Origin of the sequence: Pseudomonas sp. MWU13-3659 (genome assembly GCF_023757525.1) — a bacterium.
Taxonomy (GTDB): domain Bacteria; phylum Pseudomonadota; class Gammaproteobacteria; order Pseudomonadales; family Pseudomonadaceae; genus Aquipseudomonas; species Aquipseudomonas entomophila_E.
This window is the reverse complement of record NZ_JAMSHW010000008.1, coordinates 180,832-206,357: the sequence shown is the minus strand read 5'-3', so window position 1 is coordinate 206,357 and position 25,526 is coordinate 180,832. Positions and strand designations below refer to the sequence as shown.

The 25,526-nt window shown below is 64.4% G+C and carries 23 protein-coding genes; 11 read left to right on the top strand and 12 right to left on the bottom strand.

What is annotated here, in order from left to right; translation table 11 throughout:
- Positions 1-2 precede the first annotated feature (2 nt).
- Together pcrP and NGM28_RS12950 are read left to right on the top strand one after the other, a co-directional pair.
- Positions 3-566 carry an HAD superfamily inactivated hydrolase PcrP gene (pcrP, locus tag NGM28_RS12955; protein ID WP_252090412.1) on the top strand — a complete coding sequence of 188 codons (564 nt, stop codon included), beginning with the start codon at positions 3-5 and terminating at the stop codon, positions 564-566.
- A gap of 123 nt (positions 567-689) precedes the next feature.
- A complete protein-coding gene (locus NGM28_RS12950; RefSeq protein ID WP_213657634.1) occupies positions 690-953 on the top strand; it encodes a DUF4404 family protein in 264 nt (87 codons plus the stop codon).
- A 108-nt stretch (positions 954-1,061) separates the two neighbouring features.
- Here the strand turns inward: NGM28_RS12950 and queF are convergent, their stop codons facing one another.
- The gene (queF, locus tag NGM28_RS12945) at positions 1,062-1,892 is read right to left on the bottom strand and encodes an NADPH-dependent 7-cyano-7-deazaguanine reductase QueF (RefSeq protein ID WP_240065376.1); all 831 of its coding nucleotides are present in this window, start codon (positions 1,890-1,892) and stop codon (positions 1,062-1,064) included.
- A gap of 68 nt (positions 1,893-1,960) precedes the next feature.
- Positions 1,961-2,479 (bottom strand): cupredoxin domain-containing protein, encoded by a 519-nt coding sequence (locus NGM28_RS12940; RefSeq protein WP_252090411.1) that lies wholly within the window; start codon positions 2,477-2,479, stop codon positions 1,961-1,963.
- A gap of 230 nt (positions 2,480-2,709) precedes the next feature.
- On the opposite strand from NGM28_RS12940, the gene NGM28_RS12935 reads away from it, so the two are divergent.
- Positions 2,710-3,390: a heavy metal response regulator transcription factor gene (locus NGM28_RS12935; RefSeq protein WP_240065378.1), complete on the top strand. Its 681-nt coding sequence runs from the start codon at positions 2,710-2,712 to the stop codon at positions 3,388-3,390.
- Entirely contained in the window at positions 3,390-4,739 is a 1,350-nt protein-coding gene (locus NGM28_RS12930) for a heavy metal sensor histidine kinase (protein WP_286088983.1), read from the top strand. Before NGM28_RS12935 ends, NGM28_RS12930 begins: the two co-directional genes overlap by 1 nt.
- A 93-nt stretch (positions 4,740-4,832) precedes the next feature.
- On the opposite strand, the gene NGM28_RS12925 is transcribed toward NGM28_RS12930, so the two are convergent.
- From NGM28_RS12925 to NGM28_RS12915, 3 genes are all read right to left on the bottom strand, one after another.
- Positions 4,833-6,077: a lipoprotein-releasing ABC transporter permease subunit gene (locus tag NGM28_RS12925; protein WP_252090410.1), complete on the bottom strand. Its 1,245-nt coding sequence runs from the start codon at positions 6,075-6,077 to the stop codon at positions 4,833-4,835.
- Between the two features lie 63 nt (positions 6,078-6,140).
- Entirely contained in the window at positions 6,141-6,824 is a 684-nt protein-coding gene (gene lolD, locus NGM28_RS12920; protein WP_193383909.1) for a lipoprotein-releasing ABC transporter ATP-binding protein LolD, read from the bottom strand.
- Between the two features lie 7 nt (positions 6,825-6,831).
- Positions 6,832-8,082 (bottom strand): lipoprotein-releasing ABC transporter permease subunit, encoded by a 1,251-nt coding sequence (locus NGM28_RS12915; protein ID WP_240065380.1) that lies wholly within the window; start codon positions 8,080-8,082, stop codon positions 6,832-6,834.
- A gap of 93 nt (positions 8,083-8,175) precedes the next feature.
- Between NGM28_RS12915 and NGM28_RS12910 the strand changes: the two genes are divergently transcribed.
- Together NGM28_RS12910 and NGM28_RS12905 are read left to right on the top strand one after the other, a co-directional pair.
- Positions 8,176-8,760: a PilZ domain-containing protein gene (locus tag NGM28_RS12910; RefSeq protein ID WP_252090409.1), complete on the top strand. Its 585-nt coding sequence runs from the start codon at positions 8,176-8,178 to the stop codon at positions 8,758-8,760.
- A 29-nt stretch (positions 8,761-8,789) separates the two neighbouring features.
- Positions 8,790-9,512 (top strand): glycerophosphodiester phosphodiesterase, encoded by a 723-nt coding sequence (locus NGM28_RS12905; protein WP_011534808.1) that lies wholly within the window; start codon positions 8,790-8,792, stop codon positions 9,510-9,512.
- 42 nt (positions 9,513-9,554) lie between these two features.
- On the opposite strand, the gene sthA is transcribed toward NGM28_RS12905, so the two are convergent.
- From sthA to NGM28_RS12890, 3 genes are all read right to left on the bottom strand, one after another.
- A complete protein-coding gene (sthA, locus tag NGM28_RS12900) occupies positions 9,555-10,949 on the bottom strand; it encodes a Si-specific NAD(P)(+) transhydrogenase (protein ID WP_213657644.1) in 1,395 nt (464 codons plus the stop codon).
- Positions 10,950-11,152: 203 nt separating this feature from the next.
- Positions 11,153-12,151, bottom strand: coding sequence for an FAD:protein FMN transferase (locus NGM28_RS12895; RefSeq protein WP_252090458.1), 999 nt, complete (start codon positions 12,149-12,151; stop codon positions 11,153-11,155).
- Between the two features lie 218 nt (positions 12,152-12,369).
- On the bottom strand, positions 12,370-13,833 hold the full coding sequence (locus NGM28_RS12890; RefSeq protein ID WP_240065382.1) for a glyceraldehyde-3-phosphate dehydrogenase: 1,464 nt from the start codon (positions 13,831-13,833) through the stop codon (positions 12,370-12,372).
- A 167-nt stretch (positions 13,834-14,000) separates the two neighbouring features.
- Between NGM28_RS12890 and mfd the strand changes: the two genes are divergently transcribed.
- Genes mfd through NGM28_RS12875 form a run of 3 tightly spaced genes read left to right on the top strand, consistent with a single transcriptional unit; the run spans position 14,001 to position 21,348 of the window.
- Positions 14,001-17,450 (top strand): transcription-repair coupling factor, encoded by a 3,450-nt coding sequence (gene mfd / locus NGM28_RS12885; protein WP_240065383.1) that lies wholly within the window; start codon positions 14,001-14,003, stop codon positions 17,448-17,450.
- Positions 17,451-17,459: 9 nt separating this feature from the next.
- Positions 17,460-18,020: a CsiV family protein gene (locus tag NGM28_RS12880; protein WP_252090408.1), complete on the top strand. Its 561-nt coding sequence runs from the start codon at positions 17,460-17,462 to the stop codon at positions 18,018-18,020.
- Position 18,021: 1 nt separating this feature from the next.
- A complete protein-coding gene (locus NGM28_RS12875; protein ID WP_252090407.1) occupies positions 18,022-21,348 on the top strand; it encodes a DEAD/DEAH box helicase in 3,327 nt (1,108 codons plus the stop codon).
- Positions 21,349-21,609: 261 nt separating this feature from the next.
- Here NGM28_RS12875 and nagZ read toward each other — a convergent pair whose 3' ends face one another.
- From nagZ to NGM28_RS12860, 3 genes are read right to left on the bottom strand one after another with little or no spacing between them, the layout of a single operon-like run.
- On the bottom strand, positions 21,610-22,608 hold the full coding sequence (gene nagZ, locus NGM28_RS12870; protein ID WP_252090457.1) for a beta-N-acetylhexosaminidase: 999 nt from the start codon (positions 22,606-22,608) through the stop codon (positions 21,610-21,612).
- 22 nt (positions 22,609-22,630) lie between these two features.
- Positions 22,631-23,155, bottom strand: a complete 525-nt coding sequence (locus NGM28_RS12865) for a L,D-transpeptidase (protein WP_252090406.1) — start codon at positions 23,153-23,155, stop codon at positions 22,631-22,633.
- Between the two features lie 39 nt (positions 23,156-23,194).
- Positions 23,195-23,893, bottom strand: coding sequence for a TetR/AcrR family transcriptional regulator (locus tag NGM28_RS12860; protein WP_240065387.1), 699 nt, complete (start codon positions 23,891-23,893; stop codon positions 23,195-23,197).
- Positions 23,894-24,112: 219 nt separating this feature from the next.
- Between NGM28_RS12860 and lexA the strand changes: the two genes are divergently transcribed.
- Positions 24,113-24,721: a transcriptional repressor LexA gene (gene lexA, locus NGM28_RS12855; RefSeq protein ID WP_252090405.1), complete on the top strand. Its 609-nt coding sequence runs from the start codon at positions 24,113-24,115 to the stop codon at positions 24,719-24,721.
- A 13-nt stretch (positions 24,722-24,734) separates the two neighbouring features.
- Positions 24,735-25,211: an SOS-induced cell division inhibitor SulA gene (sulA, locus tag NGM28_RS12850; RefSeq protein WP_240065389.1), complete on the top strand. Its 477-nt coding sequence runs from the start codon at positions 24,735-24,737 to the stop codon at positions 25,209-25,211.
- Between the two features lie 36 nt (positions 25,212-25,247).
- Here sulA and NGM28_RS12845 read toward each other — a convergent pair whose 3' ends face one another.
- Positions 25,248-25,481, bottom strand: a complete 234-nt coding sequence (locus tag NGM28_RS12845) for a hypothetical protein (protein ID WP_011534820.1) — start codon at positions 25,479-25,481, stop codon at positions 25,248-25,250.
- Positions 25,482-25,526: the final 45 nt, after the last annotated feature.

Below are 25,526 nucleotides of genomic sequence, written 5' to 3'. Positions count from 1 at the left end.
CCATGCAAGACGCCCCCGCCTTCACCGCCGTGTTGTTCGGACTGCGCGGCTGCCTGGTCCAGAGCTCGAATGGCAACCACCTGCCCGCGCCCGGCGCACTGGACTCCCTCGAACGCCTGCGCAAGCAGCAGGTACCTTGCATCTGGCTTGACGAACTCGATGCCGCTCAAGGCCGACAGCTCACCCGTGCACTTCCCGACTGGTTACCTGGCCATGCGGTCAACGGAGGCACCTGGCCGGCGCCCGACGCTTGCTGGCAAGCGCTGATGACCCTGGAAAGCCAACGGCTGGACGGTTGCGTTCTGGTCAGCGGCGAACCCCTGTTGCTGCAATCGGCGCTCAACGCAGGCCTGTGGACTGTCGGCCTGGCGGCTTGCAACCCTTCGTGCGACCTGAGCTCCAGCCAATGGCAAGGCATGACGCGGCAAGAACAGGAACTGGCCCGCGGCAAGGCTACCCTCGCATTGTTCGGCATGGGTGTGCATTCAGTCATCGACCACCTGGAGGCGCTCGACACCTGCCTGGCTGATATCGCCCAACGCCGGCACAAGGGCGAGAAACCCTGATACACCACAGTTGATGCGGGTCATGCAAAGCGCCGGCAGGTGGATTACGCTAGAAGGCAGGCAAGAACCTTTGGCGCTTCACCGAGGTCCATGCCTTGCCAAGCCATTGATGGAGTATGACCAATGCCCGCCCGCGAACTGCAAGAGCAACTCGATAGCCTGCGCGAGCAACTGGACCGCAATCCACCGCTCTCGCTGGAAGAGCGCGACCACCTGCACGAACTGATGCAGCAGATCGAAGCCCAGATCAAGCTCGAGGAGGCCACCCAGGACAACAACGTCGTCGATGGCGTGAACCTGGCCATCGAACGCTTCGAAGCCGAACACCCCGACCTGACAGCCACCCTGCGCAGCATTGTCAATTCGCTGCATAGCATGGGTATCTGAGCCCCTTTAAACACGACTGGGGCTGCGTTGCAGCCCATCGCCGGCATACGCCGATCCCTGTAGGAGCCGGCTTTGCCGGCGATGGGCCGCAACGCGGCCCCAATTACTTTACTGGCGTACCAGTCGCTGGTTGTTCGGCGAAATCTCGCGGGTGCTGCGGTACGGGTTGATATCCAGCCCCCCACGTCGCACATAGCGTGCATACACCGTCAAGTGCTCCGGTTGCAGCAGGTTTTTCAGGTCAAGGTAGATGCGCTCCACACACTGCTCGTGGAAGTCGGCGTGCTGACGGAAGCTGATCAGATAGGTCAAAAGGCTGGCATGGTCCAACGCAAGCCCCTTGTACTCGACCACCACGCTGCCCCAGTCCGGCTGCCCAGTGACCGGGCAATTGGACTTGAGCAGGTGACTGTGGACCGTCTCTTCCACCATGCGCTCGGTCGAGCAACGCAGCAGCTCGGGTTGCGGCTGCTCATAGTTGCTGATGCTAACGTCCAGCGCATCGATGCACTGCCCCGGCAACGGGGTGACCCCTTGGGCCTCGACTTCGGCCAGGGTACTGATCTTGACCCCCACCGTTTTGCCTGCTGCAGCGGAAAGATCCTTCACCAGGCACGCCTGCAGCTGGGCCACCGACTCGAATTTCGTCTGGTTCAACGAGTTGAGGTACAGCTTGAACGACTTGGACTCGATGATGTTCGGCGAATCGCATGGGATGGCGAATTCACCGATGGCCACCACCGGCTTGCCCGATGGCAGCAACCAGGACAACTCGAAACAGTTCCAGTAATCCACGCCTTGCCACGGCAAGGCATCACCGCTGACGCCCAGTTCGGCCCACTTGGCCAGGCGTGGAATCGGGAACAGCAGCGAGGGCGTGTAGGTGGCGATGTATTCGCTGGACTTGCCCAGCGGAGAGTGTTCGGCGGCGGGATGCATGGAAACTGACCTGAGGGTTCGAAATTGCCCCTAGTCTACCGGTTTTGCACCCCGCCTTGGGGCGCTTGTTACTCGATGGTCAGCGGCCCGACCATACCGGCCTGGTAGTGCCCCGGCACGTTGCAGGCGAACTCGATGGGCACGGACTTGCGGAAGGTCCAGGTCAGCTCGGCACGCTGGCCGGGCTGGACCAGCACGGTGTTGCCTGCCCCATGGCCATGGCCGCCCATGTTCATCTGGCTGTGATCCATCTGGCCATGGTCCATGCCCTCATGGTTCATGCCGGCGGTGAACAGCTTGCCCTGCATTGCCACCATCTCCTTCTGGTGCTCGACATGCATGGCCTTGTCACCCAGGTTGAACTCGTGGGGCAGCTTGCCTTCGTTGATCAGCACAAAACGCACGGTCTCGCCGGCCTTGACCTTGAGGCTCTTGGGCTCGAAGGCGATATCCTTGAGCACCACCTCGACGGTACGGCTGGCCTTCGCCGCTGGAGCCGGCTCACCGAAGGCGAAGTTCTTCGACTCGTCGGCGAAGGTGGGCAGGCTGAGCAGCGCGAGCGCGGCGGCGACAAACAGGTGTTTCATGAGTGGCTCCGAAGGGTGCGGGGAGAATGTGGCCATTCTCGAAAAGACTGGCTGGCAACTGGCTGACGAGGAGATTACAACTTTGTCAGCTTCGGCGAGGCGGCGGATCGTCACGTATGATTTCAGGCACCGCCCTTGTGGGGGCGGGCTCACTCGCGAGTGCTCCTGCGTTTTCGCGGATGAATCCGCTCCTACAAGGCTCGCGTGAACCTCCGGAACTGTGAAAGCCCATGAAACTACTGATCGTCGAAGACCAGGCCAAAACCGGCCAATACCTGTGCCAGGGCCTGAGCGAGGCCGGCTTTGCCACGGAACTGGCCACCGACGGTGACACGGGCCAGCACCTGGCATTGACCGGCGACCACGACCTGCTGATCCTCGACGTGATGCTGCCAGGGCGTAACGGCTGGCAGATCCTCCAGGCCGTGCGCCAAGCCGGCCTGGATACGCCCGTGCTGTTCCTCACCGCCCGCGACGCCGTCGAGGACCGCGTGCACGGCCTGGAGCTGGGTGCCGACGACTACCTGGTCAAACCCTTCGCCTTCTCCGAACTGCTGGCGCGGGTGCGCAGCCTGCTGCGCCGGGGCGCCAACGCCAGCCAGGACACCAACCTCGCGCTCGCCGACCTGCGCCTGGACCTGATCCGCCGCCGTGCCGAGCGCAGCGGCCAGCGCATCGACCTGACCGCCAAGGAGTTCGCCCTGCTCGAACTGCTGCTACGCCGCCAGGGCGAAGTGCTGCCAAAGTCGCTGATTGCCTCGCAGGTGTGGGACATGAATTTCGACAGTGATACCAATGTGATCGAAGTGGCCATCCGCCGCCTGCGCCTGAAGATCGACGACAGCCATCCCACCAAGCTGATCCACACCGTGCGTGGCATGGGCTACGTGCTCGAGGAGCGTCAGGACTGATGCGCCGCCTGTCCCTCGGCGGCCGCCTGGCCCTGCTGTTCGCCGCCTGTACCGCGACCGTCTCGCTGAGCGCCGGGCTACTGTTCAATCGTGCCAGCGAACGCCATTTTGTCGAGCTCGACCAACAGTTGCTCAGCGGCCGCCTGTCACTGATGCGCAGCTTGCTCGACGGCGTGGTCACTCCTGGGCAACTGAGCGCACGCCTGCCCGCGCTGAGCAACGAACTGAACCATCAGTCCGACCTCGCCCTGCGCGTACGCGGCGTCGATGGCACGACCTGGTTCGACAGCCGCGCAGGCCTGCCGGACGACCTGCGCCAAGCCGGCCTGGCCACACTGCATGCCAGCGGCGTCGACTACCGCAGCCTGAGCGTCCCGCTCAGCGAAAACCTACCTGCGTCACCGCAGCTCACCCTGTTCCTCGACATCACCCACCATCAGCACTTCCTCCAGGGCATGCAGCGCCTGATCTGGCTCACCGTCGGCTTGTCAGCCCTGGCCACCGCCCTGCTGGGTGCCTGGGCCGCACGCCGGGGCCTGAAACCGTTGCGGCGGATGGGCAAGGTCGCCGCCAGCGTCAACGCCCGCTCGCTGACCACTCGCCTGCCGGCGGCGCAGATGCCCGAAGAACTGGCAGAGCTGGCGAGCACGGTCAATGCCATGCTGCAGCGCTTGGACGACGCCTTCCAACGCCTGTCGGCGTTCTCCGCCGATATCGCCCACGAGCTGCGCACGCCGCTGTCCAACCTGCTCACCCACACCCAGGTCACCCTCACTCGCCCGCGCAGCCTCGAGGAATATCGCGAGGCCCTGCATGGCAATCTGGAGGAACTGCAGTGGATGGCGCAGCTGGTCAACGACATGCTCTACCTGGCGAAGGCCGATCACGGTTTGCTGATGCCCAACCGCCAGCCGCTGGACCTGGCCGTGGAGGTCGATGCGCTGCTGGAGTATTACGCGCCGCTGGCCGAGGAAGCCGAAGTGCGGCTGTCGCGCAAGGGCGAGGCGCATACCGAGGGAGATCGGCACATGCTACGTCGGGCGCTTTCCAACCTGTTGGACAATGCCTTGCGCTTTACGCCGGCCGGTGGCGAGATCCACGTGACACTGGAGCCAGGGTTGCGCGTCAGTGTGGCCAATACCGGGCCGGCCATTGCCCCACACCTCATGGAGCGACTGTTCGACCGATTCTATCGGCTAGATCCGGCTCGCCAGAAAGGCATCAGCGAACATGCGGGACTGGGGCTGGCGATCACCCGCTCGATCGTGCAGGCGCACGGAGGCAGCATCAGGGTGGAGTGTGGGAACGGCTGGACGCGGTTCGTGATCGAATTGCCTGAGTGGCAGTGAAGAAGGGGCCGCCTTGCGGCCCATCGCCGGCAAGGCCGGCTCCTACAGGGTCACGCTGCGCCTGTAGGAGCCGGCTTGCCGGCGAATGCTGCGTCACTCGTAGCGCAAGGCCATCGCCGGCTCGATCTGGGAAGCCCGATAGGCCGGATAGATGGTCGCCAGGAAGCTCATCACCAAACCCGCCACGCAGATGATGGCAACGTCTCCCCACTGCAGCTCGGACGGCAGGCTGCTGATGAAGTAGATGTCGGACGTGAAGATATGCTGGCCACTGACCCGCTCGATCCAGCCGACGATGGCACTGACGTTGAACGCCGCAATCACGCCCAACACACCACCGATCAGCGTACCGACAATACCGATCAGGCTGCCCTGGACCATGAACGTGCCCATGATCTGCGCCGGCGTGGCACCGATGGTACGCAGGATGGCGATGTCCGCGCCCTTGTCGTTCACCACCATCACCAAGGTGGCGATGATGTTGAACGCCGCCACCGCGATGATCATCATCAGCAGCAGGCCGATCATGGTCTTTTCCATCTTCATGGCGCTGAACAGGCTGCCCTGGGTGTGCGACCAGTCATCGGCGCGGTACCCCTCACCCAAACCGGCGGCGATAGCCTTTGACACCTGCGGCGCGGCATACAGGTCGTGCAGCTTCAGACGCACGCCTTGCACCTGGCCTGGCGCCCAACGCTGCATCTCGCCGGCATCGGCAACATGAATGTAGGCCTGGGAGCCGTCCAGCTCGGCGCCAACCTTGAAGATGCCAACCACCGTCAGGCGCTGCATGCGCGGTGTAATACCGCCTGGCTCCTTGCTGATCTCGGGGACGATCAGGGTCAGCTTGTCGCCGGTATTCAGGCGAAAGCGTCGGGCCGTCAGTTCACCGATGACCACCCCGTACTCGCCGGGCACCAGAGCCTGCAGGTTACCCTGGACGATATGCTGGGTGACAATCGAGACCTTACCCTCTTCGGCCGGATCGATACCCCCCACCTGAATCGGCTGCATGGCGCCTTTGTACGACAGCATGCCTTCCAGTTCGGTAAGCGGCGCGGCGGCAATGACCGCCGGGTTGCCCTCGGCGGCGCTGGCCACCTTGCGCCAGTCGTCCAGCGGCTGCACGCCAAGAATGCTGGCGTGGGGCACCAGGCCCAGCACGCGTGAGCTCATCTCGCGCTGGAAGCCGTTCATCACCGACAGCACCACGATCATCGCCAGCACGCCGAGCGACAGGCCGATCATCGAGGTCATCGAGATGAACGAGATGAAATGGTTGCGGCGCTTGGCACGGGTGTAACGAGCACCGATGAACAAGGGCAAGGGTCTGAACATGTACGGCAACACCTAAGAAGAAAGTGAACCGGGGCGCGCTTCACAGCGCCCCGCGCAAGCGACTCAGATCGCCACCAGGTGCCCGTCTTCCAGGCGCAGCACACGGTCCATCTGGCGCGCGAGGTTGAGGTCGTGGGTCACCACCAGGAACGCGGTCTGCGAGTGGCTGGACAGCTCCTGCATCAGCTCCTGGATGCCTTGGGCGGTATGGTGGTCGAGGTTGCCGGTGGGCTCGTCGAGCATCACCAGGCCCGGACGGTTGACCAGGGCGCGGGCGATCGCCACGCGCTGGCGTTCACCACCGGACAGTTCGGCCGGTTTGTGATTCAGGCGGTGGCCCAGGCCGACCCGCTTGAGCAACGCTTCTGCGCGCTCGCGGGCCTCCGGAATAGGCGTCTTGCCGATCAGCAGGGGCATGCAGGCGTTCTCCAGGGCGGTGAACTCCGGCAGCAGATGGTGGAACTGGTAGACGAAGCCCAGCGCGCGGTTGCGCAGCAGCCCACGCGCCCGCTCGCCCAGCGCCGACAACTCCTCACCGGCCAGCCAGACACTGCCTTGGGTCGGTGTATCCAGGCCACCCAGCAGGTTGAGCAAGGTACTCTTGCCCGAGCCGGAGCTGCCAACGATGGCCACCCGTTCCCCCGGCTGCAGCTCCAGGTTCAAGCCGGACAACACCTGCACCGACTCCGGGCCCTCTTCGTAGCTCTTGCCCAGGTTGCGGCAACTCAACACGGCTTTATCACTCATGCGCGACTCACTCATAACGTAGCGCCTCTGCTGGCTGGGTGCGCGAGGCGCGCCAGGCCGGGTACAGGGTGGCGAAGAAACTCAGGACCAGCGCCGCGCCGCAGACCATCCACACGTCCTGGGCCTGGAGCTGCGAGGGCAGGTAATCGATGAAATACACGTCGGCGTTGAGGAACTTGTGCCCGATCAGCGTCTCGATGCCGGCGATCGCCGCGCTCACGTTGAGCGCGCCGAGAATACCCAGCACCGCGCCGATCAAGGTGCCGACCACGCCGATCACCGTGCCCTGGACCATGAAGATGGCCATGATCTGCGCAGGTGTCGCGCCTAAGGTGCGGAGGATGGCGATGTCGCCGCGCTTGTCGTTGACCACCATCACCAGGGTGGAAATGATGTTGAATGCCGCCACCGCGACGATCAGCAGCAACAGCAGGCCGATCATGGATTTCTCCATGCGAATCGCCTGGTACAGGTTGCCGTGGGTGCGGGTCCAGTCACGTGGGTAGAACTGCTGCTCGCCCAACTGCTGGGCGATGTCCCAGGCCGCGCGCGGCGCCTGGAACAGGTCGTCGAACTTCAGCCGCAGGCCCTGGACCTGATCCGCTTTCCAGCGATGCAGGCGCGACAGGTCAGACAGGTTGGTCAAACCGAGATAACCGTCGATCTCACCGGCGCCAACATGGAAAGTGCCGACCACGGTGAAGCGCTTCATGCGCGGAAACATACCCGCCGGGGTGACGCTCACCTCGGGGGCGACGAAGGTCAGCTTGTCGCCGATGCCCACGCCCAGCTTCTGCGCGGCCTTGTCGCCGATCATGATGCCCCACTCGCCCGGTGCCAGCTTGTCGAGGCTGCCGTCGAGCACGAACTTGTCGATGATCGATACCTCGCGTTCGCGGGCTGGGTCGATGCCGTTGAGCAACACCTTCTGCACCTTGCCCTCGTGCGTCAGCAAACCCTGCATCTGGGTGAACGGCGCGACCGCCAGCACCTGCGGATTCTGCTTTACTTTAGAGGCAAGGGCCTGCCAGTCATCGATGGGCTGGCCGGTTTCCAGGGTGGCATGAGGGATCATCCCCAGCACGCGGGTACGCATCTCGTGATCGAAACCGTTCATCACCGAGAGCACCACGATCATCACCACCACGCCCAGGGCGAGGCCGATCATCGAGGTGAGCGAAATGAACGAAACGAAGTGATTGCGACGCTTGGCACGGGTGTAGCGCGTACCAATGAATACGAAAAGAGGTCTGAACATGTCGGGGCTTGTTCGGATGAAAGGGAACGTCCTTGTGGCGAGGCGCCTACGGCGGCTTTACACTCGGACAACCGCCGTAACCTTGGGTTCGCCATGACGACATTAGACGAAGAAGATCGCCGCGAATACTACCGCATCGAAGATCGGATCGCACTTCAAATCAGCCCCCTGAGCGCGGCCGAAGCCCTTGAAACAGAACTGTTGCAAGATGATTCGCCGCTGTTCAACCTGCTCAGCGAACTGCACCTGTCCGACTTCGAGTCGCAGCACCTGCTGCGCCAGCTGAGCGAGAAAGACCGCACCCTGGCCGCCTTCCTGCGCGCCCAGAACAAGCGCCTGGACCTGCTCAGCTCAGTGGTCGCGCAAACATTGATTGGCGAGATCGGCCAGCCACAACCGGTGATCATCTCCGAAGGCGGCATCGAGTTCGCCCAGGCGCAGAAAATCGCCCCAGGCACACGGGTGAAAGTGAAGATGGTGCTGATGCCCCGTGCACACGGGCTGCTGCTGCGCGGCCGAGTCACCCACTGCGCCCCACGCCCCGACGGCGACTACGAGGTCGGTACCGAGTTCATCGACATGACCGACGCCCAGCGCCAGCTGCTGGCCCGCTACATCCTGCAGCGCCAACAGCAGCAACGGCGCCAGGCATTGGAACAGAACGACCCCGCCTCCTGAGCCTTACCCTCTGATTTGAAGGAACGAACGTGACCCTTATCTACGGCCACCGCGGCGCCAAGGGCGAAGCGCCCGAGAACACCCTGAACAGCTTCCGCCAGTGCCTGTCGCACGGTGTGAACCGTTGCGAACTCGACCTGCACCTGTCGGCTGACAACGAGCTGATGGTGATCCACGACCCGACCCTCAAGCGTACCACCGGCCGGCGCGGCAAGGTGGCCGAGCGCACCGCGGATGAGCTGGTCAGCTACGACGCACGCAAGGGCGGTCCAGGGCATGTGCAGCCCTGCCCTATCCCACGCCTTGAGGAACTGTTCGAGAAGTGCGCCTTCGAGCACTGGCAGCTGGAGGTCAAGAGCGCCTCGCGCACCCGCGCCGCCAGCACCGTGCTGGCAATCCGCGAACTGGCCCAGCAATACGGCCTGCTGGACAAGGTCACCATCACCTCCAGCTCACGGGAAGTGCTGGGCGCCGCCCTGGAGCTGGTGCCGGATGTCGCCCGCGGCCTGGTCGCCGAGTATGCCTGGCTCGACCCACTGAAAGTGGCGCAGAACTATGAATGCCAGATGCTGGCGCTGAACTGGACGCTGTGCACCCCCGAGCGCCTGATCAAGGCGCAGCGCCAGGGGCTGCACGTGTCGGTATGGACGGTCAACGAGCCGGCACTGATGCGCCGGCTCGCCGACTTTGGCGTGGACAGCCTGATTACAGACTTTCCCGGTTTGGCCAAGACCACCCTCGGGCAGGGCTGAAATCGGTCTCTCCGACCGGCTCAGGCCACCGGTCGGAGCCGCTCAAAAAAGCCGGTTCAGACCATCGTAGGCAGCTACCCGATAAGCTTCGGCCATGGTCGGGTAGTTGAACGTGGTGTTGACGAAGTACTTCAGGTTGTTCTGCTCACCCGGCTGGTTCATGATCGCCTGGCCGATGTGGACGATCTCCGAGGCCTGGTAGCCGAAGCAGTGCACGCCCAGGATCTCCAGGGTTTCGCGGTGGAAAAGGATCTTCAGCATGCCCTGCGGCTCGCCGGCGATCTGCGCCCGCGCCATGCTTTTGAAGAAGGCCTTGCCCACTTCGTACGGCACCTTGGCTTGCGTCAGCTCTTGCTCGTTCTTGCCGATCGAGCTGATCTCCGGAATGGTGTAGATACCGGTGGGCACGTCATCGACGAAGCGCCAGCTGCCATTGTCTACGATGCTGCCGGCCGCCGAGCGGCCCTGGTCGTGGGCAGCGCTGGCCAGGCTCGGCCAGCCGATCACGTCACCGGCACCGTAGATGTTCGGCACGCTGGTGCGGTAGGCCTGGTCCACTTCGATCTGGCCACGGCTGTTGACCTTGATGCCAATGTTCTCCAGGCCCAGCTTGTCGGTGTTGCCGGTACGGCCGTTGCACCACAGCAGGGCGTCGGCCTTGATCTTCTTGCCCGACTTCAGGTGCAGGACCACACCGTTGTCCAGCCCCTCGACCCGCTCGTACTCCTCGTTGTGGCGCACGGTGATGTTGTTGTTGCTGAAGTGGTAGCTCAGCGCCTGGGAGATTTCCGAGTCCAGGAAGCTCAGCAACTGACCACGGTTGTCCACCAACTCCACCAGCACGCCCAGGCCACTGAAGATCGAGGCGTATTCGCAACCGATCACCCCAGCACCGTAGACGATCAGCTTACGCGGGGTGTGGCTGAGGCTGAGGATGGTGTCGCTGTCGTAGACGCGCGGGTGGTGGAAGTCGATATCGGCCGGGCGATACGGGCGCGAGCCGGTGGCGATGATGATGTGCTTGGCCACCAGCTTCTCGACCACGCCGTTGGGGCAGACCACTTCGACGGTCTGCTCGTCGGCGAAGCTGCCGGTGCCGAAGAACACGTCGACCCGATTGCGCGCGTAGTAGCCGGTGCGCGAGGCGACCTGCTTGCTGATGACCTTCTCGGCGCTCTTGAGCACGTCGGGGAAGGAGAACCAGCGCGGCTCGCCGATGGCGCGGAACATCGGGTTGGTGTTGAACTGCATGATCTGCCGCACCGAATGACGCAGTGCCTTGGACGGGATGGTGCCAAGATGGGTGCAGTTGCCGCCGACCTGGCGACGGCTGTCGACCATTGCCACCTTGCGCCCTGCTTTGGCGGCGTTCATTGCCGCGCCTTCTCCGGCCGGGCCGGAACCCAGCACCACTACGTCGTAGTTGTAGACAGCCATGCGTACTCCTTCAGAACTGGCCCGCCGGCCGGGTGGCCGCGGGGCGCGATCATGTCGCCGGGGCGCCATGAGAAAATTCGGGTGCAGTCTAATCAAGCGTGAACGCCGCGCACATTAACCCTTGGTCGCGTCGTAGGCCACTGTTGCCTGCACTACATGTGGTTCCACCGGGTCCGTGGTGGCGATCATCCATGCCTTGCCTTTCACTCGCCTTTCACCGCCCTGTCGAACGCGGGCGTGGAACGGGAGACGAAGCCACCTTCGGCTCGAGTCACCAGCACCGCGGCCAGATCGTGGGCAACGGCGAAGTCCCAGCCGCGCTCCGGCCCGAGGATCAGCAGCAACGTCGAGTAACCGTCTGCCTGGAGCGCCGAAACGTCGAGCACTGTCACTGCCGCCAGGTCATGTTCGACCGGGCGTCCCAGACGGGCATCGAAGGTGTGCGAATAGCGCCGGCCATTGTCCTCGAAATAGTGGCGATAGTCACCCGAGGTCGACACAGCCAGGCCCTGCACCGGAATGACCTGACGGGCAATCTGGCGATCCTCGCGCGGCAGTTCCAGCGCCACTCGCCAGGGGCTGCCGTCGGGTTTGCGCCCCACCGCCTTGAGCTCGCCGGTGGCTTCGGCCAGGAAGCTGTCGATGCCCATGGCCTGCAAGCGTTCGGCGATCAGGTCGACGGCATGGCCGGCGGCGATGCTGTTGAAGTCCAGCTCGACCGGAGCGTCCTTGCACAGCGTGTCCGCCTCGATGCGCAAATGCTGATAGCCCACCCGCTGGCGCGCGCGGGCCAGTGTCTGGGGTTCCGGCACCTGCATTTCCCGTGACTGCGGACCGAAGCCCCAGAGATCGAGCAGCGGCTCGACGGTGAGGTCGTACGCCCCCTGGCTCTGCTGGGCGAGCAGTTGGCCGAAGGTGACGAGCTCACGCAGGTCGCTGTCGATGGCCAGGCATTGGTTGGCCGGCAGCTGATTGAAGTGGCTGACGGTGGAGTCGCCGCGGTAGGTGGAGTAATGCGCATCGATGGACAACAGGATGTCCTCGACCACGGCTTGCACCTGCTCGGGTGCGGGGCCGCCAGGCTGGCGGACGTACTGGATGCTGTAGCTGCTGCCCATGGTCGGGCCGCCGAAGTGCTCCAGGGTGGGGGCTGGCTCACAGGCTGCAAGCAACGAAAGGCAACACAGAAGAACGGTGCGCAACATGGATTTCTCGGTTAACCGATCACTGTAGGAGCGGCCTTGCGCCGCGAAAGGGCCGCAAAGCGGCCCCAGCGATCTTTGCATGAACGCCGAAGCCCTGGGGCTGCTACGCAGCCCTTGCGCGGCACAAGGCCGCTCCTACAAAGACCGCGCTGAGCCAACAAGCAAAAAAAACGGGAACCCGAAGGTTCCCGTTTCTTCAACACATTACAAGCGAATCAGCGTGGAAACGCTGGCGGGTTCACACCGGCCATCTCTTCCATCACGCGAACGACCTGGCAGCTGTAGCCGAATTCGTTGTCGTACCAGACGTACAGGACAACACGGTTGTCGTTGCAGATGGTCGCTTCGGCGTCGACCACACCGGCGTGGCGGGAGCCCACGAAGTCGGTGGAAACCACTTCCTGGGAGCTGACGTAGTCGATCTGCTTGTGCAGGTCCGAGTGCATGGCGGTCTGGCGCAGGTACTCGTTCAGCTCTTCGCGATTGGTGGCCTTTTCCAGGTTCAGGTTCAGGATAGCCATCGACACGTTTGGCGTTGGTACGCGGATCGCGTTGCCGGTCAGCTTGCCTTTGAGCACTGGCAGTGCCTTGGCGGCTGCGGTGGCGGCACCGGTCTCGGTGATGACCATGTTCAGCGGCGCGGCGCGGCCACGGCGGCTGCCCTTGTGGAAGTTGTCGATCAGGTTCTGGTCGTTGGTGAACGAGTGAACGGTTTCGACGTGGCCGTTGATGATGCCGTACTGGTCGTTGATGGCCTTGAGCACCGGCACGATGGCGTTGGTGGTGCAGGAAGCGGCCGAAACGATCTTGTCGTCGGCGGTGATGTCACCGTGGTTGATGCCGTGCACGATGTTCTTCAGCGCGCCCTTGCCAGGTGCGGTCAGGATCACGCGGGCGGCGCCCGGGCAGGCCAGGTGCTGGCCGAGGCCATCGGCGTCACGCCATACACCGGTGTTGTCGACGATCAGAGCATCATTGATGCCGTACTGGGTGTAGTCGACTTCGCTCGGGCTCTTGGCGTAGATCACCTGGATCAGGTTGCCGTTGGCGGTGATGGTGTTGTTTTCTTCGTCGATGACGATGGTGCCGTCGAATGGACCGTGTACCGAGTCACGACGCAGCAGGCTGGCGCGCTTGGTCAGGTCGTTCTCGGCGCCCTTGCGCACGACGATGGCGCGCAGGCGCAGGCCGTCGCCGCCACCGGTCTTTTCGATCAGGATGCGCGCCAGCAGGCGGCCGATGCGGCCGAAACCGTACAGGACGACATCAGTGCCCTTGCGTGCGGAAGCGTTCTGCTGACCCACCACGTCGGCCAGCTCGTCACGGACGAACTGCTCGGCGCTGCGGCCATTGCCTTCGGCCTTGAACTTGCCGGCCAGCTTGCCCAGGTCAACCGAAGCGGCGCCCAGTTTCAGCTCGCTCATGGCCTTGAGCAGGGGGAACGTCTCGTGGACGGACAGCTCGGTTTCGTCGGCCTGACGGTGACGGGCAAAGCGGTGGGCTTTGAGAATCGAGATAACCGAACGGTTGATCAGGCTGCGGCCATAGATCGAGCTCACCACGTTGTTGTTGCGGTAGAGCTGACCGATAAGCGGGATCATCGCTTCAGCCAGGGCTTCACGGTCGATCCACTCACCAAGACACTGGTCGGGCTTCTGAGTCACGGTAACCTTCCACATGTAGGGGAACAAAAAAGGGGCTACATTATGACGCCCCTCGGCGTATCGGGCAATGAGCGCCTGTCGTCGGCCCCAACACCCATCGCCACGCCCTTTCGAGCCTGACAGCGAGCCTGCTCAACGGTACAATCGACCTCTTTGCCGCAACGCTTGGAGCCCGATCTCCCGTGTCAGTTCTGCGCCTTCCGCACATGTCGGCCACGGCCGGCAAACAAACCTGGGGCAACCTGCCCGGTGCCGCCTTGAGCCTGGCCATCGCCGAGGCCGCCAGCACCGCCGGTCGCTTCACCCTGCTGCTGACCGCCGACAGCCAGGCCGCCGACCGCCTGGAGCAGGAGCTGCGCTTCTTTGCGCCGGAACTGCCGGTGCTGCCCTTCCCCGACTGGGAAACCCTGCCCTACGACCTGTTCTCGCCGCACCAGGACATCATCTCCCAGCGCATCGCCAGCCTCTACCGGCTGCCGGAGCTCGACCACGGCATTCTTGTAGTGCCGGTCACCACCGCCCTGCACCGCCTCGCCCCCACGCGCTTCCTGCTGGGCGGCAGCCTGGTGCTGGACGTGGGCCAGAAGATCGATGTCGAGCAGATGCGCACGCGCCTGGAGGCCAGCGGCTACCGCTGTGTCGACACCGTTTACGAGCATGGTGAGTTCGCCGTGCGTGGCGCCTTGATCGACCTGTACCCCATGGGCAGCAAGCAGCCCTACCGCATCGACCTGTTCGATGACGAGATCGAGACGCTGCGCACCTTCGACCCGGAAACGCAGCGCTCGATCGACAAGGTCGACTCGGTTCGCTTGCTGCCGGCGCGCGAGTTCCCCATGCAGAAGGACGAGGTGACCCGCTTCAAGGCCCGCTTCCGCGAGCGCTTCGATGTCGACTTCCGCCGCAGCGCGATCTTCCAGGACCTGACCAGCGGCATCATCCCGGCGGGGATCGAGTACTACCTGCCACTGTTCTTCGAAGAAACCGCGACGCTGTTCGACTACCTGCCAGCGGACACCCAGGTGTTCTCGCTACCCGGCGTCGAACAGGCCGCCGAGCACTTCTGGAACGACGTACGCGGGCGCTACGAAGAGCGCCGCGGTGACCTGACCCGCCCCCTGCTGCCGCCCGCCGAACTGTTCCTGCCGGTCGAAGACTGCTTCGCCCGCCTGAAGCAATGGCCACGGGTGGTGGTCAGCAGCGAAGAAATAGACCCCGGCGTCGGCCGCGAGCGCTTCCCGGCCCGCGCCCTGCCCAACCTGGCCATCGAGGCCAAGGCCAACCAGCCGCTGGCGGAGCTTGCGAACTTCCTCGACCAGTTCCCCGGCCGCGTGTTGTTCACGGCGGAATCGGCGGGCCGGCGCGAAGTGCTGCTGGAGCTGCTCGAGCGCTTGAAGCTGCGCCCACATACCGTCGACGGCTGGGCCGACTTCGTCACTGGCAACGAGCGCCTGGCAATCACCATCGCCCCGCTCGACGACGGCCTGCTGCTGGATGATCCCGCTATCGCCCTGGTGGCCGAGAGCCCGCTGTTCGGCCAGCGCGTGATGCAGCGCCGACGCCGTGAGAAACGCGGCGAGGCGGCCAACGACGCGGTGATCAAGAACCTCACCGAGCTGCGCGAAGGCGCGCCGGTGGTGCATATCGACCATGGCGTGGGCCGTTATCTCGGCCTGGCAACACTGGAAATCGATGGCCAGGCCGCCGAATTCCTCACCCTCGAATACGCCGAGGGCGCCAAGCTCTACGTGCCGGTGGCCAACCTGCATCTGATCGCCCGCTACACCGGCAGCGACGATGCCCTGGCCCCCCTGCACCGCCTGGGCTCCGAAGCCTGGCAGAAAGCCAAGCGCAAGGCCGCCGAGCAGGTGCGCGACGTCGCCGCCGAACTGCTCGACATCTATGCCCGCCGCGCCGCGCGCAAGGGCTACGCCTTCGCCGACCCGGCCGTCGACTACGCCACCTTCAGTGCCGGCTTCCCGTTTGAAGAAACCCCGGACCAGCAAGCGGCCATCGAAGCGGTACGCGCCGACATGCTCGCCGGTCAGCCCATGGACCGCCTGGTCTGCGGTGACGTGGGCTTCGGCAAGACCGAAGTGGCCATGCGCGCCGCCTTCATCGCGGTGCACAGTGGCCGCCAGGTAGCGGTGCTGGTACCCACCACGCTGCTCGCCCAGCAGCACTACAACAGCTTCCGCGACCGCTTCGCCGACTGGCCGGTGACCGTCGAGGTAATGAGCCGCTTCAAGTCGGCCAAGGAAGTCGCCACTGCGGCGGCGGAACTGGCCGAAGGCAAGATCGACATCCTCATCGGCACCCACAAGCTGCTGCAGGACGATGTGCGCTTCAAGGACCTGGGCCTGGCGATCATCGACGAGGAACACCGCTTCGGGGTGCGCCAGAAAGAACAGCTCAAGGCCCTGCGCAGCGAGGTGGACATCCTCACCCTGACCGCGACCCCGATCCCGCGCACGCTCAACATGGCAGTCGCGGGCATGCGCGACCTGTCGATCATCGCCACGCCCCCGGCGCGGCGCCTGTCGGTGCGCACCTTCGTCATGGAGCAGAACAAGAGCACGGTCAAGGAAGCGCTGCTGCGCGAGCTGTTGCGCGGCGGCCAGGTGTACTACCTGCACAACGACGTCAAGACCATCGAGAAATGCGCCGCGGAGCTTGCCGAACTGGTACCCGAGGCCCGCATCGGCATCGGCCACGGGCAGATGCGCGAGCGCGAGCTCGAACAGGTGATGAGCGACTTCTACCACAAGCGCTTCAACGTGCTGATCGCCTCGACCATCATCGAGACCGGTATCGACGTGCCCAGCGCCAACACCATCGTCATCGAGCGCGCCGACAAGTTCGGCCTGGCGCAATTGCACCAGCTGCGTGGCCGGGTCGGCCGCAGCCACCACCAGGCCTACGCCTACCTGCTGACCCCTCCGCGCCAGCAGATCAGTGCCGACGCCGAAAAACGCCTGGAAGCCATCGCCAACACCCAGGACCTCGGCGCAGGCTTTGTCCTGGCCACCAACGACCTGGAAATCCGCGGCGCCGGCGAACTCCTCGGCGAAGGCCAGAGCGGGCAGATCCAGGCAGTCGGCTTCACCCTCTACATGGAAATGCTCGAGCGCGCGGTCAAGGCCATTCGCAAGGGCAACCAGCCGAACCTCGAACAGCCGCTGGGCGGCGGCCCGGAGATCAACCTGCGCCTGCCGGCGCTGATCCCCGAGGACTACCTGCCAGACGTGCATGCACGCCTGATTCTCTACAAACGCATTGCCTCGGCGGCCGACGAAGAAGGCCTCAAGGACCTGCAGGTGGAGATGATCGACCGCTTCGGCCTGCTGCCGGAACCAACCAAGAACCTGATGCGCCTGACCTCGCTGAAGCTGCTGGCGGAGAAGCTCGGCATCAAGAAAGTCGATGCCGGCCCCAACGGCGGCAAGCTCGAGTTCGAGGCCGAGACCCCGGTCGACCCGCTGACCTTGATCAAATTGATCCAGGGCCAACCCAAACGCTACAAGTTCGAAGGCGCGACCCAGTTCCGCTTCCTCGTGCCAATGGAGCGCCCGGAAGACCGTTTCAACACACTCGAAGCGCTGTTCGAGCGCCTGACCCCACAAACAAACTAAGGAAGCTCCATGCGTGCCATTCGTAGCCTGACCCTGTTGCTGGCGCTGCTCGCGCCAGCCGCCTTCGCCGCAGGCCCCTATCAGGTTGAAATGATTCTCGTGCGGCAGAACGCCGTGCCGGCCGTGACCAGCCCGTTCGCCCCGGAAGACTGGAGCAACGGTGCCACGCGCCTGGAAAAATCCGCCGAACGCCCGACGGGGCTGGATGACGAGATCACCCGCCTGCAGGCTACCCCGAGCTACACCGTGCTGCTGCACAAGGCCTGGCAGCAGGACGGCGACAAGATTGCCCTGGGTGCCGGCGAAGAACAGTTCGGCCACTTCCCCATCGAAGGCAACCTGAGCATCGCTGAAGACCGCTTCATCAGTGTCGACGCCAACTTCTGGGTCAACGAACTGGACGGCAACGGCAGCGTGCTGCGCAGCGAGCAGTTCAAGCAGAGCAACAGCAACATGAAGGCCGGGCAGCTGACCTTCCTCGATGGCGGGCACCTGGCCGTGCTGCTCAAGGTTACGCCTGCCGGCATGCGCAAGATGCCGCTGCCGGACCCGGAGATGATGGAGCAGTGAGGTGAGCGACGGTGATGTGCTGCAACTGCTCAGGGAGCATCCCGACTGGGTTGACTTCATCGATAGCGGTGCCCTGACCCGCGGACGTGCCTATGCTGCCCAGGGCCTCTCCCGGACCCTGTCGCTGCACGGCAAGACCGTCGAGGCGACCTGCCAGGGCTCGGGAGGCCAGCGCTATCACCAGACCATCCACCTGGTACTCAACGGCGCCGACCTGCGTGTGTTCGGAAAGTGCAGCTGCCCCGTCGGCATCAATTGCAAACACTGCATGGCGGCGCTGTTCCACCTTCTGGACAGCGCAAGCGATCTGCAAGTACCTCTGCCCCACGAACAGGCAGCACTGTCCTTGCCACCCGATCTCGACCAATGGGTCGAGGCACTCGAGGCGCCAGCCCTGCCCACCGCGCCCCGTGAACCGGCGCGCAAAGGCCCGGCCATTTACTTTCGAATCCAGGGCGACCACGAGCATTACCGGCTGGAAGCCGTCAAAGGCACCCGGCAAGCGGACGGCACCTTGAAATTCGGCCGGGTGACAGCACTGCCCGAACTGATCTACTACGCCCCACGCTACGTCACGGAAGATGATGTTCGGCTGCTGCGCCTGATCGACACCTGCAGCCGGGGGGCGCTCCCCGTTGTGAAGCTGGAGGGCAAGCAGGGCGCGGAGCTGCTGGGTTACGCCCTGGCCAGCGGCAAGCTGCTGTACGAGCAGGAACAAACGCCCCTGGTTGCCGGGCCACCCCTGCACGCTGAGTTCCGCTGGGTCAGGCTGGACAGCGGCAGTTATCAAGGCGCCTGGCATCATGAAGACCAGGTTGCGCTGCAGGCAGTACCCACCGACCCGCTGTTTTATGTGGACCCACGCAATCATCACCTCGGCAAGTTGCTGCACGACCTCGACCCCTTCATTGCCCAGCAGCTTGCGCGGGCACCCCTGGTACCCGAACACCTGATTGTCCCCTTGAGTCATCGATTGAACGCCTTGAACCGCCAAGTCCCCACACCAACCGCCGTCAGCAGCGAGCAGGTCGAAAGCATCGCCCCCAGCGGGCGACTGACCCTCGGCAGCCTCGAATTCAGCGCCTACACGCCCAAGACCGGGCGCATGCAGCGCCAGATGCAGCACCGCGCCGCCCTGTCGTTCGACTACGACGGCCTGCGCGCCAGCAGCAGTGACGACAAGCCACTGACGCGCCTGGTGGGCAGCACCAGCCAGCGCATCCGCCGCCAGCCCCAGGCCGAGCAGGCGCTGCGCAAAGTGCTGCGCGACTTCGGCTTCAAGCCCGCCACCCGCCAGAGCAAGGCCCTGCCCGACAGCGCTGGCGAGATGCACCAGTTGCCCGATGACGAAGCCTGGTTGCGCTTTGCCCGCGAAGGCCTGCCGCGCCTTCGCGACGCAGGCTGGGCAATCGACGTGCACCGCGACTTCGCCTTCAACCTGCACGAGGTCGATGACTGGTACGCCACCATCGAGGAGGCGCCAGGGCACGAATGGTTCGACCTGGAGCTGGGCATCGTCGTCGATGGCCAACGCCACAGCCTGCTGCCCATCGTCCTGCAGTTGCTGCGTGCCAGCCCGGAGCTGCTGCGCCCCAGCGAGCTCGCCCGGCGCAGCGACGACGAACACCTGCTGATCGACCTCAACCGCGCTCGCCAGGACAGTCCGGCGCTGCGCGTCGCCCTGCCGTATGGCCGCATCAAGGCCGTGATGAGCACCCTCGGCGAGCTCTATCTGCATGAAGACGCCGTCGGCCCCAGCCTGCGCCTGGAGCGCGCCGATGCCGCGCGCCTGAACGACATCGAACACCTGCCCCTGCAGTGGGAAGGCGGCACCCATGTTCGTGACCTCGGCCGACGCCTGCGTGACGCCCGCGACCTGCAGGTTGCGCCGCCCACAGGCCTGAACGCCACGCTGCGCCCGTACCAGCAACAAGGCCTGAACTGGCTGCAGGCCCTGCGCGAAATGGGCACCGGCGGCATCCTCGGCGATGACATGGGCCTGGGCAAGACCCTGCAGACCCTCGCCCACCTGCTGCTGGAAAAACAGGCCGGGCGCCTGGCCAGCCCGGCATTGGCCGTGATGCCCACCAGCCTGGTGCCCAACTGGCTCGACGAAGCCCGGCGTTTCGCCCCCGACCTGCGCGTATTGGCCCTGCACGGGCCGGGACGCACCAAGCACTTCGCGGCACTGGGCGAATACGACCTGGTGCTGACCACCTACGCCCTCGCCCCCCGCGACCTCGAACACCTCAAGGCGCAGCCCTGGCACCTGCTGGTGCTGGACGAGGCGCAGAACATCAAGAGCAGCACCAGCAAGGCCGCCCAGGCCGTTCGCGAGCTGCAGGCCAACCAGCGCCTGTGCCTGACCGGCACGCCCATGGAGAACAACCTGGGCGAGCTATGGTCGATCTTTCACTTCCTGATGCCCGGCTGGCTGGGCGACAGCAAGCGCTTCACCCAGGACTACCGCACCCCGATCGAGCGCCATGGCGATACGGAACGCATGGCCCATCTGGCCAGCCGTATCCGCCCGTTTCTGCTGCGCCGCACCAAGGAACAGGTAGCGACCGAGCTGCCGGCCAAGACCGAGATGATCCATTGGGTGGAACTCAGCGACGCCCAGCGCGATACGTATGAGGCGGTGCGGGTGGCGATGGACAAGAAGGTCCGTGAAGAGATCGCTCGCAGCGGCGCGGCACGCAGCCAGATCGTCATCCTCGACGCCCTGCTCAAGCTGCGCCAGGTCTGCTGCGACCTGCGCCTGGTCAAGGGTACCGAGATCAAGGGCACATTCGCCGACAAGGGCAAGCTTGGCAGCCTGCTGGAGATGCTTGAGGAATTGCTGAGCGAGGGACGCAAGGTGCTGCTGTTCTCGCAGTTCACCTCGATGCTGGCGCTGATCGAATTCGAGCTGGAGAAGCGCGGCATCCGCTACAGCCTGCTGACCGGTGACACCCGCGACCGTCGCGCGCCGGTGCAGCAGTTCCAGAATGGCGAAAGCGATGTATTCCTGATCAGCCTCAAGGCGGGAGGCACTGGCCTGAACCTGACCGCCGCCGACACCGTCATCCACTACGACCCTTGGTGGAACCCGGCCAGCGAGAACCAGGCCACCGACCGCGCCTACCGCATCGGCCAGGACAAGCCGGTGTTCGTATTCAAGCTGATCACCCGGGGCACGGTGGAAGAGAAGATCCAGTTGCTGCAACAGGAGAAGGCGGCGCTGGCCGCCGGGTTGCTCGATGGCGGCCAGGCTGGGCAGTGGAGGATGGGGGACGAGGAGATCGAAGCGCTGTTCGCGCCGTTGCCGGGCAAGCGAAGTCGATAAGCACTCGATCGCGGGGCAGGCCTGCTCCCACGAAGCACTGAGACCTTTCGTGGGAGCAACTGTCTTGCAGGGCGCCTGCCGCTGTAGGAGCGGCCTTGTGCCGCGAAAGGGCTGCGTAGCAGCCCCAGGATTTCAGCGTTGAGCAAAGATCGCCGGGGCCGCTTTGCGACCCTTTCGCGGCACAAGGCCGCTCCTACAGAGATCGCGCGAGGCTTAAAGTTAGTGCGGCTGGGGTGGGTGGGGCTTGCCCCGCGATGATGATCAATCGATCAGTTGCGCATCCTTCAACGCCCCCAGCGCCTCCAGCCAGCGTGGCTGCTGACGGTAGTCGGTACGGGCGTAGCCCTGCCCGCGCATCCGCGCGATCCGCGGCGACGGCTTGACCTTCATCCGCTGCGCCGCGCTCAGCGCCAGCTCCGCCGCGGCCCGGTCGTTGCACACCAGGCCCATGTCGCAACCAGCGCTCAACGCCGCCTCGATGCGGCTGGCGGCATCTCCCACCACATGGGCGCCAGCCATGGACAGGTCGTCACTGAAAATCACCCCGTCGAAGCCCAGCTCGCCGCGCAGGATCTCCTGCAGCCAGCGACGGGAAAAACCGGCCGGCTGGTTGTCGACCTGCGGATAGATGACATGAGCCGGCATCACGGCCGCCAACTGGCCGCTCAAGCGAGTGAAAGGCACCAGGTCGGCCGCGCGCAGTTGCTCGAGGCTGCGCTCATCCACCGGAATGGCGACATGGGAGTCGGCCTCGGCCCAGCCGTGCCCCGGGAAATGCTTGCCGCAGGCCGCCATGCCGGCAGCGTTCATGCCACGAATGAAGGCACCCGCCAGTTGCGTGGCACGCTCGGGGTCACCTTCGAAGGCACGGCTGCCCACCACCGCGCTGCGCTGGTGGTCGAGGTCCAGCACCGGGGCGAAACTGAGGTCCAGGCCAACCGCCAGCACCTCGGTCGCCATCAGCCAGCCGCATTGTTCGGCCAGATACTCGGCATTGGCGTTGTCGGCGATTGCGCGCATGGCCGGCAGGCGCACGAAGCCCTGGCGCAGACGCTGTACCCGCCCGCCTTCCTGATCGACGGCAAGGATGAGCTCGGGGCGAATGGCGCGGATCGACGCGCACAGCTCGCGCACCTGGCGCGGGCTGTCGATGTTGCGGGCAAAGATGATCAGGCCGGCCACTTCAGGCTGGCGCAGCAGATGCCGGTCTTCGGCAGTCAGCCATTTACCGGCGATGTCCACCATCAGGGAGCCTTGCAGGCTGACAGTCATAGCGAGTCCTTCATTGAAGATCCAGGGAGGCCCAGTGCGGGCAGGCAGCCTCGTCGATCCGCACACGGCAACCGGCCGGCACACGATCGAACAGGTCAAGCAGGTCGGTGTTGCGCAGGCGCACACAGCCATGGGACAGCGGGATACCCATAGGTTCAGTGTCGGGCGTGCCATGCAGATAGATGTAGCGGCGGAACGTGTCGACTTCACCGAGGCGGTTGAGGCCCAGCTCGCAGCCACTGAGCCAGAGAATGCGGCTGAGGATCCAGTCGCGCCCCGGATACTGCGCATGCAGTGCCGGTGACCAGACTTCGCCGGTCCAGCGCCGTGCGCAAAGCACTGCGCCCCTCGGCAGGCCAGCGCCAATCTTCGCACGCACCCGGTGCAGGCCACGCGGCGTACAACCGGAGCCGCTCAGCTCCCCCGCGCCATTGCGCGCCGAAGAGATCCGCAGGCGCACATGCAGCGCCCCATGGGCAAAGCCATAGAGACACTGGTCGGCGAGGGATATGTGCAGGAAATCGAGGTCGAGCATGGGCGCTAGCTTAGCCCAAGCGCCCTCCTGCGCCCAGTGTCAGGCCTTGGCGGGCGTGCCGCTCTTGCTTCGCGGCCGCAGTTGTGCGGTGGCCATGGCCTCGTCGGTAACCCCCGTGTCGGCACGCATGCCGGCAGCCAGGAACGGCACCATCAAGCGCATGACTTGCTCGATCGACGTATTGATACCGAAATCGGTTTCGGCGATGGCGCGCAGGGCCTTGATCCCGGACATGCTGAATGCCGCGGCACCCAGCATGAAGTGCACGCGCCAGAACAGCTCCAGCGGCGGGATGCGCGGGGCGGCTTCATTGACCAGCAGCATGTAGCGGCGGAACACCTTGCCGTACATGTCCTCCAGGTAGCGGCGCAGGTGGCCCTGGCTCTGGCTGAACGCCAACCCCAGCAGGCGCATGAAGATGGACAGGTCGTTGTTGCTGCGCGGCTGCACGGCGAGCGCCTGTTCGACCAGCATTTCCAGCAACTCTTCGAGCGACGCCTTCTGCTGTGCCTGGCGGCGATCCAGTTCACGCTCGAGGCTGGCGCAGAAAGGGCCGAGAAAACGCGAGAAGACTGCCTGGATCAGGGCCTTCTTCGAGCCGAAGTGATAGTTCACCGCCGCCAGGTTGACCCCAGCCTTGCTGGTGATCAGCCGCAACGAGGTTTCCGCGAACCCGCGCTCCGCGAACAGCTGCTCCGCCGCATCGAGGATACGTTCGACGGTTTCCGACTGGGCCATGACTACTCCACCTGACAAACAGTTGTTTGAAACATACGTTTCAGGCCTGTCGATGTCAAGGCTCGGTGACCGGGCGGTCGCCATTTAAAAGCGCCAAGCCGCAAGCTGCAAGCGACAAGATGCGCCCGACGCACACTGCTTCTTGCAGCTTGTAGCTTGCAGCGGGCTTCTTACTGTATATAATCCCAGTCACTGTATATAAAGACAGAGCCCTCGCCCATGCTGAAACTGACGCCACGCCAAGCCGAGATTCTGGCTTTCATCAAACGCTGCCTCGAAGACAACGGCTTCCCCCCGACCCGCGCGGAGATCGCCCAGGAGCTGGGCTTCAAGTCGCCCAACGCCGCCGAGGAACACCTCAAGGCCCTGGCGCGCAAGGGTGCCATCGAGATGACCCCCGGCGCCTCGCGCGGCATTCGCATACCCGGCCTGGAGGCAAAGGTCGAGGACAACGGCCTCCCCATCATTGGCCGGGTCGCTGCAGGCGCGCCGATTCTCGCCGAACAGCACATCGAGGAATCCTGCAACATCAACCCGGCCTTCTTCCATCCGCGCGCCGACTACCTTCTGCGTGTGCACGGCATGAGCATGAAGGACATCGGCATCTTCGACGGCGATCTGCTGGCCGTGCACAACACCCGCGAAGCCCGCAATGGCCAGGTGGTCGTGGCCCGAATCGGCGACGAAGTCACCGTCAAGCGCTTCAAGCGCGAAGGCAGCAAGGTCTGGCTGATTGCCGAAAACCCCGAATTCGCCCCCATCGAAGTCGACCTGAAGGAACAGGAGCTGGTGATCGAGGGCTTGAGCGTCGGCGTTCTGCGCCGCTGAACCAGGAGGCGTCATGCAGCCATCCATCCAAGCCCCCCTGCAAGCCCAACTGCCACTGTTCGAGGCCTTCCTCGCCCAGCCGGTGCTGCCAGGTCTCAAGGCCAGCGAACAGCCACGCAAGGGCAACCAGCCCGAGCTGTTCAGCGAACTGGCACTGCGTGGCGCCCCCGGGCATTGCCAGAGCCTGCTGGCTCCCGTCCTGCGCGAACTCAGCGAAGAAGACGAAACCCGCTGGCTCACCCTGATTGCACCACCTGGCAACCTTACTCAAACCTGGCTGCGCGAGGCTGGCCTGAACCGTGAGCGCATCCTGCTGTTGCAGCCAGGTGGCAACCAGACCGCCCTGCAACTCGCCTGCGAAGCACTGCGCCTGGGCCGTAGCCATACGGTTGTCAGCTGGCTTGGGGCAGTCAATAACAGCACTCGCCAACAGCTGCTGCGCGCTGCTGCGATCGGAAACGCACAAAGCCTGAACATCCGCCTCGGCTGATGTTCAGGCTTTGTCTGTCAAACGCTTGCTAGCGGGTCAATGAAGAACCCGTGGCCCCTCGTCACGCTCGAAGTCACCCTCGACCAGCTTGCCGGCCATCTGCACACCCACACTGAGCATGGCCTTGGCCACTTCCACATGCTGTCCTTGCAGAAATGCCTTGGCATCCTCGGAGAAATCCAGGGTTACCAGGGAACCTTCATCCTCGGCACGGCGCAGCTCGATCCGGCCATCAGGCAACTCGACAATTTCTAGGAAGGACGTTGACATATAGGGCCTGCTTTTCACGAAAGGCCGGCATTGTACCAGCCATGG

Bases quoted from the DNA above. Each gene is read 5' to 3' on its own strand.
- pcrP (WP_252090412.1), top strand. From the start codon at position 3: ATGCAAGACGCCCCCGCCTTCACCGCCGTGTTGTTCGGACTGCGCGGC.
- NGM28_RS12950 (WP_213657634.1), top strand. From the start codon at position 690: ATGCCCGCCCGCGAACTGCAAGAGCAACTCGATAGCCTGCGCGAGCAA.
- queF (WP_240065376.1), bottom strand. From the start codon at position 1,892: ATGCATCCCGCCGCCGAACACTCTCCGCTGGGCAAGTCCAGCGAATAC.
- NGM28_RS12940 (WP_252090411.1), bottom strand. From the start codon at position 2,479: ATGAAACACCTGTTTGTCGCCGCCGCGCTCGCGCTGCTCAGCCTGCCC.
- NGM28_RS12935 (WP_240065378.1), top strand. From the start codon at position 2,710: ATGAAACTACTGATCGTCGAAGACCAGGCCAAAACCGGCCAATACCTG.
- NGM28_RS12930 (WP_286088983.1), top strand. From the start codon at position 3,390: ATGCGCCGCCTGTCCCTCGGCGGCCGCCTGGCCCTGCTGTTCGCCGCC.
- NGM28_RS12925 (WP_252090410.1), bottom strand. From the start codon at position 6,077: ATGTTCAGACCCTTGCCCTTGTTCATCGGTGCTCGTTACACCCGTGCC.
- lolD (WP_193383909.1), bottom strand. From the start codon at position 6,824: ATGAGTGATAAAGCCGTGTTGAGTTGCCGCAACCTGGGCAAGAGCTAC.
- NGM28_RS12915 (WP_240065380.1), bottom strand. From the start codon at position 8,082: ATGTTCAGACCTCTTTTCGTATTCATTGGTACGCGCTACACCCGTGCC.
- NGM28_RS12910 (WP_252090409.1), top strand. From the start codon at position 8,176: ATGACGACATTAGACGAAGAAGATCGCCGCGAATACTACCGCATCGAA.
- sthA (WP_213657644.1), bottom strand. From the start codon at position 10,949: ATGGCTGTCTACAACTACGACGTAGTGGTGCTGGGTTCCGGCCCGGCC.
- NGM28_RS12890 (WP_240065382.1), bottom strand. From the start codon at position 13,833: ATGTGGAAGGTTACCGTGACTCAGAAGCCCGACCAGTGTCTTGGTGAG.
- NGM28_RS12880 (WP_252090408.1), top strand. From the start codon at position 17,460: ATGCGTGCCATTCGTAGCCTGACCCTGTTGCTGGCGCTGCTCGCGCCA.
- NGM28_RS12865 (WP_252090406.1), bottom strand. From the start codon at position 23,155: ATGCTCGACCTCGATTTCCTGCACATATCCCTCGCCGACCAGTGTCTC.
- NGM28_RS12860 (WP_240065387.1), bottom strand. From the start codon at position 23,893: ATGGCCCAGTCGGAAACCGTCGAACGTATCCTCGATGCGGCGGAGCAG.
- lexA (WP_252090405.1), top strand. From the start codon at position 24,113: ATGCTGAAACTGACGCCACGCCAAGCCGAGATTCTGGCTTTCATCAAA.
- sulA (WP_240065389.1), top strand. From the start codon at position 24,735: ATGCAGCCATCCATCCAAGCCCCCCTGCAAGCCCAACTGCCACTGTTC.
- NGM28_RS12845 (WP_011534820.1), bottom strand. From the start codon at position 25,481: ATGTCAACGTCCTTCCTAGAAATTGTCGAGTTGCCTGATGGCCGGATC.